Genomic DNA, 14,024 nt, shown 5'->3' on the forward strand with positions numbered 1-14,024 from the left:
GCGACCGGCTGCCGGCCGCGTGCCAGGCGACCCTCGTCACGGTGTCTGCGCCGCGACCAGTTCGGCGAGCAGGTGGTACAGCGTCGCCTGGGCCTCCTGGATGCGGTGCACCGACGACGACGGCACCACGAACAGGTGCTCGGCCAGCCCTTCCGCGGCCAGCCGTCCGCCGCCCGAGCCGGCGAACCCGATCGTCACCATGCCCAGCCGGCCGGCCTCGGCCAGCCCGCGCAGCACGTTGGCCGAGCCGCCACTGGTGGACAGCGCCAGCGCCACATCGCCGGGCCCGCCGAGCGCGGCGAGCTGGCGGGCGAAGACCACCTCGAAGCCGACGTCGTTGCCGAGCGCCGTCACCAGCGCGCAGTCGCAGGCCAGCGAGATCGCGGGCAGACCCCGTTCGACGAACAGCCCCGCCACGGACTCGGCGTCGGTGCCGCTCCCGCCGTTGCCGAAGGCGAACACCCGCCCGCCTCCGCCCAGCGCCGCCGCCACGGCCGACGCGCACGCCGCCAGGCCGGGGCCGAGCTCGTCCAGGACACGCAGCCGCAGCTCCAGGCTCTCGCGCGCCTTGGCCGCCGTGGACGCGGTCAGGTCCAGAGACTCGCGGCGCAGGAACGGGTACAGAGTGCCGGTCATCGCGCCACCACCGCGATCGCCTCCTTGGCATGCACGAGCACGGTGTCGCCCGGTCGCGCCGCGACGAGCGCCACGCTGATCTCCTCGATGCCGTCGCCGGTGTCGGCCAGCGCCAGCCCGCCGGGCAGCAGCCGCGCGATCCGTACGGGCACGGCGACGTCGCCGCAGGTCACGCAGCTCTCGCAGGCGTCGATGGGATCGTCGGGGACGTTCACGACGCCTCCAGGAACACGTGGACCAGCTCCCAGAGCAGGTGATAGGTGGTGACGTGCAGTTCCCTGGCGATCAGGGGATCCTCGGCACGCGCGAGCAGCACGTGATCGGCCGCGACGCCGCCGGAGGGGCCGGTGAGCACGACCGTCAACATCCCCAGCCCACGCGCCACCTCCAGCGCCGAACCACCCGGCCCACGTCCGCCGCCCTCCGGATCGCCGCTGTCGAGCACCGTTCCGCCGTCGAGCACCGTTCCACGGTCGAGCACCGTTCCGCCGTCGAGACGCGGGCCGATGCCGAGCGCGATGTCCTCGGGCCGGCCCAGGGTGCGGAGCAGCACGGCGTCCACCGCGAGCGCAGGCAGCGCGCGCTTGCCCACGATCACCGGATGGGTGAACTCCACCGCCACGTGCGCCGCGTCCGCCGGGGCGCCGAAGGCGAGCAGCCGGCCGCCGCGCCCGAAGCGCCCGGCCATGGCCTGCGCCGCCCGTACGATCTCCGCCGCGTCCTGTGCCAGCGCGGCGCCGGGAGCCGCGCGCTCGGCCCGGGCCCGTCCGAGCAGATCAGAGCCGAGCAGATCAGAGCCGAGCAGATCAGAGCCGAGCAGATCGGAGCGGGGCCGGTCGGAGCCGGGCCGGTCAGGGCGGAGCCGGTCCGAGTCGAGCAGATCAGACATGGTCCCATTTCAGCTCAGCACGCTGGGGCGCCGCCCGCAGGGACACCTCAAGCTTCTGCCATCCGCCCGCCTGCTTCCGTCACCCCAGGTCACACCCTCGGCCGGTCACCGGGGTGGTACCGCTGGCGGCGGCTCCCGAGCCTGCGCTACGGTATGGCCCGGTGTGCCGGGAAGGCTGGTCGGCGGCGTCCTTGGCCGGGTAGCCCGACGGAGGCTCTGCGATGGACGACGACGGCCGGTGCGGCCGGCGGGAGGTGCGATGACGCGCCGCCCCGCCCTGGCGGGACGCGGCGGGCATCCCACGGTGGTCATCGCCGCCGGGTTCGGCGTCGCCGTGCTCGTGGGCACGCTCCTGCTCGCCACCCCGCAGGCCACCGCCGAGGGCGACGCGTCCCACTGGCTCACCGCGTTGTTCACCGCCACGTCCGCCGTCTGCGTGACGGGCCTGGTCGTGGTCGACACCGAGACCCACTGGTCGGTCTTCGGCGAAGTCGTCATCGCCCTGCTCATCCAGGTCGGCGGCCTGGGCATCATGACGCTCGCCACCGTGATCACGGTCATCGTCTCCGGCCGGCTGGGCCTGCGGGCCCGCCTGTCCGCACAGCTGGAGACCAAGTCCGTGGTCGCCTCCGACCTGGGGCACGTGCTGCGCAAAGTGGTGGTGTTCAGCCTGACCTGCGAGGCCGTCATCGCCGTGGTGCTGGCCGGCCGCTTCGCCGTCGGCTACGGCGAGCCGCTCGGCCGGGCGGCCTACCTGGGCGCCTTCCACGCGGTGTCGGCGTTCAACAACGCCGGCTTCGCCCTGTGGCCGGACAACCTGATGCGGTACGTCACCGACCCGTGGATCTGCGTCACGATCGCGCTGGCCGTGATCGTCGGCGGGCTCGGCTTCCCCGTCGTCTTCGAACTGCTGCGCGCCTGGCGCCGTCCCCGCCGCTGGTCCCTGCTGACCCGCATCACCGTGGGCCTGAGCACGGTGCTGATCGCGGGCGGCACGCTGGCGTTCCTGATGACCGAGTGGCGCAACCCCGCCACGATGGGCCCGCTGAACGACGGCGACAAGGTGCTGGCGGCCTTCTTCACCGCCGTCATGCCGCGCTCCGGGGGCTTCAACACCCTCGACATCGCCCAGATGAACCCGTCGTCGTGGCTGCTCACCGACGTGCTGATGTTCGTCGGCGGCGGCAGCGCGGGCACGGCCGGCGGCATCAAGGTGACCACGCTCGGCTTCCTGCTGTTCATGGTCTGGTCCGAGCTGCGCGGCGAGAGCCACGTCAACATCGGCCATCGCCGCCTGCCCGCCGCGACCCAGCGGCAGGCGCTGTCCATCAGCATGCTCGGCGTCGTCCTGGTGACGTTCGCGACCTGGCTCATGCTCACCATCACGCCGTACGGCTTCGACCGCGTGCTCTTCGAGATCATCTCGGCCTTCGCCACCAACGGCCTGTCCACAGGCATCACCGCGGCCACGGGGCTGGCCGGGCACGTGCTGCTCAGCGTGCTGATGTTCATCGGCCGCATCGGGCCGCTCACGCTGGGCTCGGCGCTCGCGCTGAAGCAACGGACCCGCCGCTATGAACTGCCCGAGGAACGCGTCATCGTCGGCTGAACCGCGCCCGCAGGCCCGGGGTCAGCGGCGGCGCGGCCACAGCCGCGGGATGAGGATCGTCAGCCCGGTGATCCCCCCGCCCGCGTACGCCGCGGCCACCGCGACGGGCAGCGCGGGGAGGAGGAAGGCGCCGGCCACGCAGCCGGCGCCCAGCAGCATCATGGCCACGGCGCCCGTGCGCCGCACCCGGTCCCCGGCGGGGTCGGGGTGCGCGGGGCGCAGCCGCGGCAGGACGCCGCCGAGGCCGGCGATCAGCAGCCCGAACGCGGCGGTCACCAGCTGCGGCAGGGGAACGTGGTGACCGGCGGTCTCCAGCAGCAGCCCGGCGTGCAGCACGGTGATGAACGGCGGCAGCAGCACGAAGACGGCGTTCGTCGACGCGGCCTGGGCGCGTGGCGAGGAGACGAGCGCGGGCGGCAACCAGGCCCGCAGGCGGCCGGCGACCACGGAGGCGGCCGCCATGATCACGGCCAGGGCGACCACGGCCGCCGGCAGCACCCCCGCGAGGACGATCCGCGGCACCTGGATACGGCCACGGCGCCCCCTGGCTTCCTGCGTCGTCACCAGTTCCGGCAGCGAGTCCCACAGCGCCCACGCGATGGCGGCCATGGCGAGCAGACTGAGCACGGTCACCACGACACCCGCCCAAGGCGCTCGCCTCGCCGGCTCGTCGCGTCCGTTTTGCCCGTCCCATCCGTCCCATCCGTCCCGTCCGGCTCCGCCGGCCTGTGCATCGACGCTCATACCGTCCCCAATCGCTCGAAGTGCTGCGATCGTAGGTTTCGGTGATCAGGGCGGAACATCCGTCATCGGGCACCTGCCGGTCACGTCCGTACCATGCCGATCGGCACCCGCCGGAACATGACCATCGGCACTCCTTTCCGCACGATCGCGGCGATTATGCTGCGGCTATGCGGCAGCCGAGATCGATGCGGGAGCTGGAGCGCTGGGTCGGGTTCTCCGACGGGCGCGCGCCCATCGTGTTCAGCGTCCTGTTCTGGGCCGCGGCCGGCATCTGCGCGGTGGTCCTGGCCGGCGCCCTGCCGATGATCGACCAGGTGCCGCCGGGCGACCGCGCGCTGTACGCGGTGATCTCCTGGACGGGGGCCGGGGCACTCCTGCTCGCGGCCGTTCTGTGGCCGCTGCTGCCCTGGCGCAGGGGGGCGCCGGTGGCACGCCGGGCGGCGAGCGTGGCGTTCCTGGTCGTGTCGCTGCCGCTGCTGTCGCCCGGCGGGGCCAGCGCCCCGATCATCGTGGGCTTGGCGGTCGGCAACGCCCTGGTCGTCTTCGGCCTGCGCGGTGCGCTCACCTACACCGCCGTCGCCGGGCTGCTCGGCTTCGGCATCAGCGCGGTCAACCCGCGTCAGACCCTCGTCGGCGCGGCCGTCAACGGCACGCTCATGCTGCTGCTGTGCCTGGTGCTGCTCCTGGTCGTGATCGCGATGTTCCAGTCGCACAGCCGCGCGGAGGAGACCCGCCGCCTCCTGTCCGACCTCGAACAAGCCCACAGCGACCTCGAACAAGCCCACAGCGACCTCGAACAGGCCCACGCCGACCTGGAACGCGCCCACGGGGAGCTCGGACACGCCCACGCCGAGCTCGAACGGCACGCGGCGCGCTCGCGGGAACTGGCCGTGGCGGAGGAGCGGGCGCGGATGGCGCGGGACATGCACGACTCGGTCGGCCACTACCTGACCGTCATCAACGTGGGCCTGCAGAACGCCCAGCGCTACCGCACCGTACGCCCGGAGGCCGCCTGGGACGAGGTGAGCCAGGCGCGCGAGCTGACGCTGGAGGCGCTGACCGACACCCGCCGCTGGGTACGCGCGCTCAAACCGCTGCGTATGGACGGCCTCCACGGGCCCGCCGCCCTGCGGGTCCTGACCGAGTCGTTCGGCTCGGACGACACCGGCGTCGCCTTCACCATGACCGGCACCTGGCCCGACGTGGACGAGAACCGCGAGCTGGTCTGCTACCGGGTCGTCCAGGAGGGCCTGACCAACGCCCTGCGCCACTCCCGGGCCCGCCGGATCGAGGTCGCGCTCGACTGCACGCGGGACCGGGTCGAGGTGACCGTCACCGACGACGGCAGGGGAGCCGCGCCCGGCGCGACCGAGAACGGGTTCGGCCTGCGCGGCCTGCGCGAACGTCTGCACGGCGTCGGCGGCGCACTCGACGTCGCCGGCCACGCGGGCGAAGGCTTCACCCTCAAGGCGACGGTGCCACTCTGATGGGCGGCGTCGTTCGTGTCCTGCTCGTGGACGATCACATCCTCATGCGCGAGGGGCTGCGCAAGCTCCTGGAGATCGAGGAGGGCATCGAGATCGCCGCCACCGCCGGCGGCGGCGAGGAGGCGCTGAGCCTGCTGGCGCGGATCCCGGACGGCGAACGGCCGCAGGTCGCGCTCGTGGACGCCCGCATGCCGGGCATGGACGGCGTGGAGCTGGTCGCCCGGCTGCGGGCCGAGTTCCCCGAGGTCGCGCCGGTGATCCTGACGACGTTCGACGACGACGACTACATCTTCGGCGGCCTGCGGGCGGGAGCGAAGGGATACCTGCTCAAGGACGTACCGCCGGACGAGCTCGTGGCGGCTATCAGGCGGGCGGCGCGCGGCGAGACCGTGCTGGGCGGGGTGGCCGGCGAACGGCTGGTCAGCGCGCTACGCGAGACACCCGCGCCGGCGGCGGAGCCGGACGGGCCGCCCGGCGGCCTGTCCGAGCGCGAGTACGAGATCGCCCGGCTCGTCGCCGCCGGCGCGGCCAACCGCGAGATCGCCCGGCGGCTGCACATCACCGAGGGCACCGCCAAGAACCACATCTCCAGCTGCCTGCGCAAACTCGGCCTGCGCGACCGCACCCAGCTCGCGCTCTGGGTGTCGGGGAACGAGCACCGCCCAGGCGGCTGACGAGCCGCGCTCGCCCGCCGTTCACGACGGACCTCCACCGGCTGCCTCGTCGCGGACGGCGAATCCTTCCGGGCGGAGGGCAGAGGGCGGAGGGCTGAGGGCAGAGGGCCGATTCCCGGGAGACCCGTCGCAGGTGGCAGGCGACGGGCCGCTATGTTCGTCCGATGGCTGACGCGATCTTCGAGCATCCCCGGCTGGCCGCCCTGTACGACCCGCTCGACCCCGACAGGAGCGACCTCGACGTCTACGTGGCCGTCGCGGCCGAGCTGGGCGCGCGTACCGTGCTCGACATCGGCTGCGGCACCGGCACGTTCGCGCTGATGCTGGCCGCCCGCGGGATCGAGGTGACCGGCGTCGACCCGGCCGCGGCCTCGCTCGACGTCGCCAGGGGCAAGCCGGGCGCCGGCCGCGTGCGCTGGATCCACGGCGACGCCACGGCCCTGCCGCCGATGCGGGCCGACCTCGCCACGATGACGGCGAACGTGGCGCAGGCCGTCGTCGAGCCGGACGCCTGGCACGGCACGCTGACCGGAGCCCGGGAGGCACTGCGGCCGGGCGGCCACCTGGTGTTCGAGACCCGCGATCCGGCCAGACGCGCCTGGGAACACTGGAACCGGGAGGAGTCACACCAGGTCACCGACGTGCCGGGGACCGGCGTCGTGGAGTCGTGGCTCGACCTGGTCGACGTCAGCGGCCCGCTGGTGACGTTCCGGTGGACGTGCGTGTTCGCCTCCGACGGAGCGGTGCTGACCTCCGGCTCCACGCTGCGCTTCCGCGAGCGGGAGGAGGTCGAGGCGGGCCTGGCGTCCGCCGGATACGTCATGGAGGAGGTCAGGGACGCTCCCGACCGGCCGGGCCGGGAGTTCGTGTTCTTCGCCCGCCGCCCCGAAGAGTGAGGGTCTCGCCCGAAGCCGGGTGGAGTCCGCCGGCGCACGCCGCAGCCCCGGCGATCACGCCGATGGCCTCGTGCGTGCGTCACGTGTGGATCCCGTGCGACCGCCGCCTCCGGCAGATCTACGGGCCGCTCCCGGCCGGGGTCAGGAAATCACGCACGAGCCGGTCGTAGCGGGCGCGGTCCACGTTCCACGCCTCCGTGTGCCCGCCCTGCGCGAACGGCTCGAACTGGATCTGCCAGCCCAGGTCGCGGCCGGCGGTGACGAGGTCGCGTGCCTCCTGGAGCACGTGGTCGGCGTCGGGAACGGTGTGGATCAGCAGGAGCGGCGGCCTGATCTTCGGCGGGTGGCGGATCAGGCTGAGCCGATCGGTGTCGATCCCGGTCCGCCACTCGGTGACCAGGGTCGACAGCCCCGCCACGAAAGAAGGCAGATGGTTCTTCCTGGCGCCCTGTTCCGCGGTCATCCGCACGTCGATCATGGGTGCGTCCATGACGACCCGGTCGACCAGGCCGGCGAGCGGCGACCTGGCCAGGAACTGCCCGACGATCTGGCCGCCCATCGAGGTGCCGTACAGGATGAAGCGTCGTGCCCCCATCGTCCGCGCCTGACGCAGGGCGGCCTCGAGGTCGCGCCACTCCGAGTCCCCCAGGTGCAGCAGCCCGTCGGGTGAGGGCGGCGCCCCCTCGTCGTTGCGATAGCTGATGGCCATGAAGGGCAGCCCGAGCCGGTGCACGACGGGCAGGATCTTCAGCTCCGCCTTGCGCCGCCCGTTCTGCCCGTGGACGGCCACGACCCACGTGTCGCTGCCGCCGGGCACGTACCAGGCCGGTGCGGGCCCGAGTTCGGTGGGCACCATGATCTCGGTGTGGCCGATCCCCCAGGCGACCTGGGGGTCGCCGGGCGGAACGTTGCCGAAGTAGCCGGGAGTGCCGACGGAGGGGGCCGGGCCGCGCAGCACCTTGCGGGTCACCCGGTCCGGAGCGCGGGAGACGACGTCGCCGAGCATCGAGAAGGCGCCGGTCCACTCCAGCCAGTACGTGCCGGGCTTGCCGGTCTCCGGAGTCCGCTCCAGCGTCACCAGATCGCCTTCCACGGCCAGCACCCTGGTGTTGCTCGTGCCGTAGTGGACGACCTTGATCCCCTGGTCGCTGCCGTACCAGGCCCCGGCGCCCGCCGCCGCGACGAGGATCAGGAGCACGGTCACGCCCGCGGTCCAGGCCCGTCGTCTCCACCGGGGCCGCCGCTCGCTGCCGGACGCCATCGAAGATCCTCCTCACCGTGCGCTCGCACGAGCGCCGCACGGTGTCCTCCTCCAGTCCGCTGCGGCCGCCGGGATGGAGCGCCCCGTATACACAGTAAACAAGGTGATGTGTACATCGTATACCCGGGGTCAACGAAGCGCGCCGCCGGCGGAGTCGACGAGCACGTGCACCTCGGTGTCGGAGGTGCCGCTCAGTACACCGGCGAGGCCGGCTCCGGCCAGCGACGCGATGACCAGGGCCGCCGCCGCGATGACCGTCCCGGGTCTGATCGAGCGCCGCGCGGCCGGCGGGAGCGCGGCCGGGAAGGCGACAGCAGGGGCGTCCGAGGCAGGCGGGCGTGACAGGCCGGCCTGGTGCGCGGTGATCTCGGCGTGGCAGGTCTGCCAGACCCGCAGCTCGTCACCCTCCACCCCGCACGCCTTGACGAACGCGACGAGCAGCTCAGGGCGCGGCAGCCGGTCCTTGCCCAGCATGGTCGAGGCGGTGGAGTAGGGCAGGGTGTCACCCGCCGCGGCGGCGCGCCGGTCCAGCTGCCGGAAGCTCAGCCCCGACCACGTCTTCAGCCGCCGCAGCTCGGCCATGAAGGCGGCGGCATCGGCGGCCCCGGCTGGTGACGGTGGGGGTTGCGGTGCGGGTGCGGTGGTCATGATCATCCTCCGGTGATGCTCCGAGCTGGCCGTACGGTGTCTCGCACAACCTCGGACACCCCGACATGTTGATCAGAGCCCGACCCGGTGGTCAAGGTGGTGGCCCCCTCGACGCTCAGGAGGCCGAATGAGGTGGCTTCGCGTGGGCGGCGTGCTCCTCGCCGCCATGACCGCGCTGACCGCGTGCGGGAACGGCGACGTTCCCTGCCCGCCGGACCCGGGCCCGATCGGCGTGTTCGTCGCCGACACGATGCCCAAGGAGGGCAGCGGGACCGTCATGGCCGCCCGCGGCGGCCGGATCGTGTACTGCGAGGGCTTCGGCCTGGCGGACCGTGCGGCCGGCGTCCGGGCGAGCTGCGACACGGTGTACGACGTGATGTCGATCACCAAGCAGTTCACCGCGGCCGCGATCCTCAAGCTGGAGATGATGGGCAAGCTGCGCGTGACCGACCCGATCGGCCGCCATCTCGGCCAGGTTCCCGCGGACAAACGGCCGATCACCCTGCACCAGCTCCTGACGCACACGGCCGGACTGGCCGAAGGGCTCGGCGACGACTACGACGTCCTGGCCCGCGACGACTTCCTGACCAGGGCGCTCGCCTCGAAGCCGCTGTCGGCTCCCGGCACGACGTTCCACTACTCGAACATGGGCTACGGGCTGCTCGCCGCGATCGTCGAGAAGGTCTCCGGGCTCGGCTACGAGAACTTCCTGGCCGAGCACCTGTTCGCCCCCGCGGGCATGACCAGGACCGGGTACGTGCTGCCGACGTGGGAGCCGGGCCGGATCGCGGTGGAGTACGACGACGAGGGAGCCGCCCACGGCAGGCCGATCGCCCACCCGTGGGCGCAGGACGGCCCCTACTGGAACCTGCACGGCAACGGCGGCATGCTCTCCACAGCCCGCGACCTGCTCCGCTGGCACCGCGCCCTGTCCGGCACCGGCGTGCTGTCGGCGACGGCCAAGCGGAAGATGTTCAGCCCGCAGGTACGCATGCCCGACTCCCAGGACTCCTACGGATACGGCTGGGTGATCTCCGACACGGACGCCGGCCGGATCGCCTGGCACGACGGCGGCAACTCCTGGTCGCTGGCGAACCTCGCGCGGTCCCTGGACGACGACGTCATGGTCTTCTGGGCCAGCAACCACGCCTACCAGCGAGGGCGGTGGAACCTGGAGGACCTCATGGAACCGCTGACGTGGGGCGTCGCCTGCCGCGCGCGGACCGCGGCGGCACCCACGAGCGGTGGCGCAGGCCGTTGAGCCCGACCTTAAGGATTCGGTAAGTGCCGTACGGAAGGGTGATCTCGACAGCGAGGCACTGACGAAGGAGACCGCGATGAGGAAGCTCGTCGAATCGACGTTCGTGACGCTCGACGGCGTCATCGGCGACCCGCACGTCTGGGGCGCCCCCTACTGGGACGAGGACCACCAGGAGTACGGCTCGAAGCTGCTGTTCGAGGCGGACACGCTGCTGCTGGGCCGGGAGACGTACGAGGGGTTCGCCGAGGCGTGGGCGGGCCGCTCCGGTGACGCGTACACCGACAAGATGAACAGCATGCCGAAGTACGTCGCCTCCACCACGCTGAAGAGCGCCGAGGCCTGGAACGGCAACCTGATCGAGGGCGACGTCGCCGAGGCCGTCGCGGAGCTGAAGCGGTTGCCCGGCCAGAACATCCTGAAGTACGGCACCGGCGCGCTCGACCGCACCCTCATCGAGCACGGGCTGGTCGACGAGTTCCACTTCTGGATGTTCCCCGTCCTCGCGGGCGGCGGCGACCGGCTGCTCAGCGGCCTGATCGACCTCACCCACCTCCGGCTGCTGCGGACGACCCCGTTCACCTCGGGCGTCGTCGTCCTGACCTACGGCCCTAAGGGCTAGGTGCGGGCACGCGCCGTCCTGTACTAGCATCCGACGGGACGGCGGCACTCTCCCGCCGAACCTCCAGAGCGGGCTCCCACGCGGCCCGCCCGACGCGGAGGCAAAGGGGACACGAGGAGCCTCGGGAGCCGCGCTCCGACCGGCCGGCGATCTTTCGTGGCCGCCACGGGCCGCGGGCGTGGGCCGGGTCCTGGCGACGGCCGCGGGGAGAGTCGTTCATGACCAGCAAGAAGCAGCTCAAGGCGCGTGTCCGGGCGCGGATGGCCAAGACGGGCGAGAGCTACACGATGGCCCGCCTGCACGTCGCGGGCCGCGCCGAGGACTGGGCGCGGGTGTTCGCGGTCAACGCCGGTGGCGTGAGCAACGGCTTGCGGGCGTTCGTGCCCAGGATGCTGGCCGCGGTCCGGGCCGGCCGCTTCACGGTGGTGCCCGACGGGTGGGACGGCGAGATCGAGCGGCGCGCCCGATGGCTGGCCTCCGGTGCCCAGCCCACACCCCCGAACCTGCCGGAGTGACGGCCGTCCGGTCTCCGGCACCGGGCCGCCGCCGTGCCGGGGTGACGGTCGCTCCGGACGTGTCGCGGTGACGGCTGTTCGTCTCTCTTGGGAGGATGCGCCGCTTTCGTACGCCTGCGGCTAGGGTGAATCGTCGGAGGAGGGAGGAGCTATGCGTACTCGGCTGTCGGCCGCTTTCCTGCTCCTCCTCTCCTGGTTCCTCCCGCCCGCCGCCCACGCGCAGGCCGTTCAGCAGATCACCGTCGCGCAGGCCCAGGCGTGGCGGCCCGACCAGCACCACTCCGGGGTACGGCAGCTTCCGCCACCGGCCCCGGCGGTAAGAGCATGGGCGGGCCCCGGCAGCGCGACCGGCACCACGGCCGCGCTCGCGGCCGGACTCCCGGCGTTCCACGCCCCGTGGGCCGTCGTCGTCGCCTCCCCGGCCGATCGCGCCCCGGTGGCCCGCCGCCCGCTCGCGGCGGCCGCGCGGGCGCCTCCCTCCACAGTGCGCTGAGGATTCTCCTTCTTTTCGCACGTCCGAGCCTGTGGAGGCTTTCATGTTCCGTGCGCCGTTCTGGCGTGCGGTGGCGGCGTGTGCCGTCATCGCGATCTCCTTGGTCGTCACCTTCAACGCCGCGCCACGTCTGGGCCTTGACCTGCGCGGCGGCACCCAGCTCGTCTTCGAGACGAAAGACTCGCCCACCGTCGAGGCCGACGCGGCCGCCACCGACCGCGCGATCAACGTGCTGCGCCAGCGCGCCGACGCGCTCGGCGTGGTCGATCCCACCCTGGTCCGCTCAGGAGAGAAGCGGATCATCGTCGAGCTGCCAGGAGTGCTCGATCCGAGACAGGCGGCCGAGGTCATCGGCCGTACCGCGCAACTGGCGTTCCACCCGGTGCTCGGCGCCGCCGAACAGGGCGACGGCACGGCGGTGCGCGACGAGAACGGCCAGCCGCTCAAGCTGGGACCCGCCGCCATCACCGGCGACGGGGTGAGCGACGCGGCCGAGAGCAGCGACCCTCAGCGCGGCCCCGGCTGGTGGGTGAGCCTCGACTTCCGCGACGCCGCGTCCTGGCAGAAGCTGACCGGCGAGGCGGCCTGCCATCCGCAGGGCGATCCGCAGCGCCGGGTGGCCATCGTGCTGGACAAGGAGATCATCTCCTCGCCGCCGATGGATCCGTCCGTGCCCTGCGGCGCCGGCATCCCGGGCGGGCGCGCCGACATCACCGGCTCGTTCACCCACGAGGAGGCGCGCGACCTGGCCGTGCTCATCAAGGGCGGCGCCCTGCCGGTCCCGCTCGACCTGGTCGAGCAGCGGACGGTCGGCCCGACGCTCGGTGAGGCGGCCATCAAGGCCAGCGCCGAGGCGGCGGTCGCGGGGCTGATCCTCACAGCCGTGTTCATCGTGGCCGTCTACCGCCTGGCCGGGCTGCTGTCGGTGATCGCGCTGCTCTGCTACGGCGCCATCTCGTACGCGGCGCTGGTCGCGATGGGGGCGACGTTCACCCTGCCGGGGCTGGCCGGGTTCGTGCTGGCCATCGGCATGGCCATCGACGCCAACGTGCTGGTCTTCGAGCGGGCCAGGGAGGAGTACCAGCAGTCGCCGCGCCGCGGGCTGCGCAGCGCACTCGACCGGGGGTTCAGGAACGCCTGGAGCGCCATCGCCGACTCCAACGTCACCACCCTGATCGCCGCCGGGCTGCTGTTCTGGCTCGCCTCAGGACCGGTGAAGGGCTTCGGCGTCACGCTGGCCGTCGGTGTGCTGGCCTCGCTCGTCTCGGCCATGCTCATCACCCGCGTGCTCGCGCACGCCGTCATCGGCCGGATCGGGCCGCGCCTGTCCGGACTGGGCTCGCCCGGAGCCGTCAGGACCTGGCTGACGCGCAGGAATCCGCAGCTCATGCGGGCGGGAAAGGTGTGGCTGGCGATCGCGGGCACGGTCGCGGCGGTGGCCGTCGCCGGGCTGGCCGCGCGCGGGCTGAACTTCGGCGTCGAGTTCACCGGCGGCCGGCTCGTCGAGTTCGCCACGTCCAGGCCGATCTCGGCCGAGGCCGCCGGGCAGGCGGTGTCGCGGGCCGGGTTCCCCGCGGCGGTGGTGCAGGTCAACGACGACGGCGTCTCCGTACGCGCCGCGAACCTCGGCATCGAGGAGGCCGCCAGGATCGAACAGGCCCTGGAGAGCCAGGCAGGCGAGGTGACCAAGACCCGCGAGGAGTTCATCGGCCCCAGCCTGGGCGAGGAACTGCGGCGCAACGCCCTGATCGCGCTCGGCGTGGCGGTGGCCATGCAACTCGTGTACCTGGCCGCGCGCTTCCGGTGGACGTTCGGCGCGGCGGCCGTGCTGGCGCTGGTGGCGGACGTGATCGTGGTGGCCGGGCTGTTCGCCTGGCTGGGCAAGCCGATCGACGGCGTGTTCCTGGCCGCGATGCTGACGGTCGTCGGCTACTCGGTCAACGACAAGGTGGTGGTGTTCGACCGGGTCAGGGAGTTGTGGACGGCCCGGCGCGGTGAGCCGTTCGCGTCGGCCGTGAACGGCGCGATCCTGCAGACCATGCCGCGCACCGTCAACACCGGCCTCGGGGCGCTGTTCATCCTGGTCGCGCTCATGTTCTTCGGCGGCGACTCGCTGCGGGACTTCGCCGTGGCGCTGGTGGCCGGGATCGTGACGGGCACGCTCTCGTCGGCCTTCGTGGCCGGGCCCGCGGCGATCCTGCTCGGCCGCTTCGACCGCCGCCCGCCGCCGCAACCTGCCGCCCCGCGCGAGCGCAAGGTCCGTACGGGATCGGGGGCGGTGCTGTGACGGCG

General features: G+C 72.7%; 15 protein-coding genes. 9 read left to right on the forward strand and 6 right to left on the reverse strand.

Annotated features, from left to right (window positions below; genetic code table 11):
* Positions 1–36: 36 nt before the first annotated feature.
* The 3 genes from OIE67_RS10505 to OIE67_RS10515 are packed head-to-tail and all read right to left on the reverse strand — an operon-like array spanning position 37 to position 1,525.
* A complete protein-coding gene (locus OIE67_RS10505) occupies positions 37–636 on the reverse strand; it encodes a D-sedoheptulose-7-phosphate isomerase (RefSeq protein WP_326639001.1) in 600 nt (199 codons plus the stop codon).
* Positions 633–851: a HypC/HybG/HupF family hydrogenase formation chaperone gene (locus OIE67_RS10510; RefSeq protein WP_326639003.1), complete on the reverse strand. Its 219-nt coding sequence runs from the start codon at positions 849–851 to the stop codon at positions 633–635. Before OIE67_RS10510 ends, OIE67_RS10505 begins: the two co-directional genes overlap by 4 nt.
* The gene (locus tag OIE67_RS10515; RefSeq protein WP_326639005.1) at positions 848–1,525 is read right to left on the reverse strand and encodes a phosphoheptose isomerase; all 678 of its coding nucleotides are present in this window, start codon (positions 1,523–1,525) and stop codon (positions 848–850) included. The genes OIE67_RS10510 and OIE67_RS10515 overlap by 4 nt, the downstream gene beginning before the upstream one ends.
* A 259-nt stretch (positions 1,526–1,784) precedes the next feature.
* Here OIE67_RS10515 and OIE67_RS10520 point away from each other — a divergent pair, with 259 nt between their 5' ends.
* On the forward strand, positions 1,785–3,134 hold the full coding sequence (locus tag OIE67_RS10520; protein WP_326639007.1) for a TrkH family potassium uptake protein: 1,350 nt from the start codon (positions 1,785–1,787) through the stop codon (positions 3,132–3,134).
* 21 nt (positions 3,135–3,155) lie between these two features.
* On the opposite strand, the gene OIE67_RS10525 is transcribed toward OIE67_RS10520, so the two are convergent.
* Positions 3,156–3,767 (reverse strand): hypothetical protein, encoded by a 612-nt coding sequence (locus OIE67_RS10525; protein ID WP_326639009.1) that lies wholly within the window; start codon positions 3,765–3,767, stop codon positions 3,156–3,158.
* 278 nt (positions 3,768–4,045) lie between these two features.
* Here OIE67_RS10525 and OIE67_RS10530 point away from each other — a divergent pair, with 278 nt between their 5' ends.
* From OIE67_RS10530 to OIE67_RS10540, 3 genes are all read left to right on the forward strand, one after another.
* Positions 4,046–5,365 (forward strand): histidine kinase, encoded by a 1,320-nt coding sequence (locus OIE67_RS10530; protein ID WP_326639011.1) that lies wholly within the window; start codon positions 4,046–4,048, stop codon positions 5,363–5,365.
* Positions 5,365–6,039 carry a response regulator transcription factor gene (locus tag OIE67_RS10535; protein WP_326639013.1) on the forward strand — a complete coding sequence of 225 codons (675 nt, stop codon included), beginning with the start codon at positions 5,365–5,367 and terminating at the stop codon, positions 6,037–6,039. Before OIE67_RS10530 ends, OIE67_RS10535 begins: the two co-directional genes overlap by 1 nt.
* A 164-nt stretch (positions 6,040–6,203) precedes the next feature.
* Positions 6,204–6,935, forward strand: a complete 732-nt coding sequence (locus OIE67_RS10540) for a class I SAM-dependent methyltransferase (protein ID WP_326639015.1) — start codon at positions 6,204–6,206, stop codon at positions 6,933–6,935.
* 118 nt (positions 6,936–7,053) lie between these two features.
* Here OIE67_RS10540 and OIE67_RS10545 read toward each other — a convergent pair whose 3' ends face one another.
* Complete coding sequence (locus OIE67_RS10545; protein ID WP_326639017.1) at positions 7,054–8,196, reverse strand: alpha/beta hydrolase family protein; 1,143 nt, start codon at positions 8,194–8,196, stop codon at positions 7,054–7,056.
* A gap of 129 nt (positions 8,197–8,325) precedes the next feature.
* Positions 8,326–8,844 carry a helix-turn-helix domain-containing protein gene (locus OIE67_RS10550; protein WP_326639018.1) on the reverse strand — a complete coding sequence of 173 codons (519 nt, stop codon included), beginning with the start codon at positions 8,842–8,844 and terminating at the stop codon, positions 8,326–8,328.
* A gap of 127 nt (positions 8,845–8,971) precedes the next feature.
* On the opposite strand from OIE67_RS10550, the gene OIE67_RS10555 reads away from it, so the two are divergent.
* From OIE67_RS10555 to secD, 5 genes are all read left to right on the forward strand, one after another.
* The gene (locus OIE67_RS10555) at positions 8,972–10,105 is read left to right on the forward strand and encodes a serine hydrolase domain-containing protein (RefSeq protein ID WP_326639020.1); all 1,134 of its coding nucleotides are present in this window, start codon (positions 8,972–8,974) and stop codon (positions 10,103–10,105) included.
* 76 nt (positions 10,106–10,181) lie between these two features.
* Positions 10,182–10,724, forward strand: coding sequence for a dihydrofolate reductase family protein (locus OIE67_RS10560; RefSeq protein ID WP_326639023.1), 543 nt, complete (start codon positions 10,182–10,184; stop codon positions 10,722–10,724).
* A gap of 218 nt (positions 10,725–10,942) precedes the next feature.
* The gene (locus OIE67_RS10565; protein ID WP_326639025.1) at positions 10,943–11,239 is read left to right on the forward strand and encodes a hypothetical protein; all 297 of its coding nucleotides are present in this window, start codon (positions 10,943–10,945) and stop codon (positions 11,237–11,239) included.
* 151 nt (positions 11,240–11,390) lie between these two features.
* Complete coding sequence (locus OIE67_RS10570) at positions 11,391–11,732, forward strand: hypothetical protein (RefSeq protein ID WP_326639027.1); 342 nt, start codon at positions 11,391–11,393, stop codon at positions 11,730–11,732.
* 43 nt (positions 11,733–11,775) lie between these two features.
* Positions 11,776–14,019, forward strand: coding sequence for a protein translocase subunit SecD (secD, locus tag OIE67_RS10575; RefSeq protein WP_326639029.1), 2,244 nt, complete (start codon positions 11,776–11,778; stop codon positions 14,017–14,019).
* Positions 14,020–14,024 lie beyond the last annotated feature (5 nt).

The organism is Nonomuraea fuscirosea, from assembly GCF_035917475.1.
GTDB classification, from domain to species: Bacteria; Actinomycetota; Actinomycetes; order Streptosporangiales; family Streptosporangiaceae; genus Nonomuraea; species Nonomuraea fuscirosea.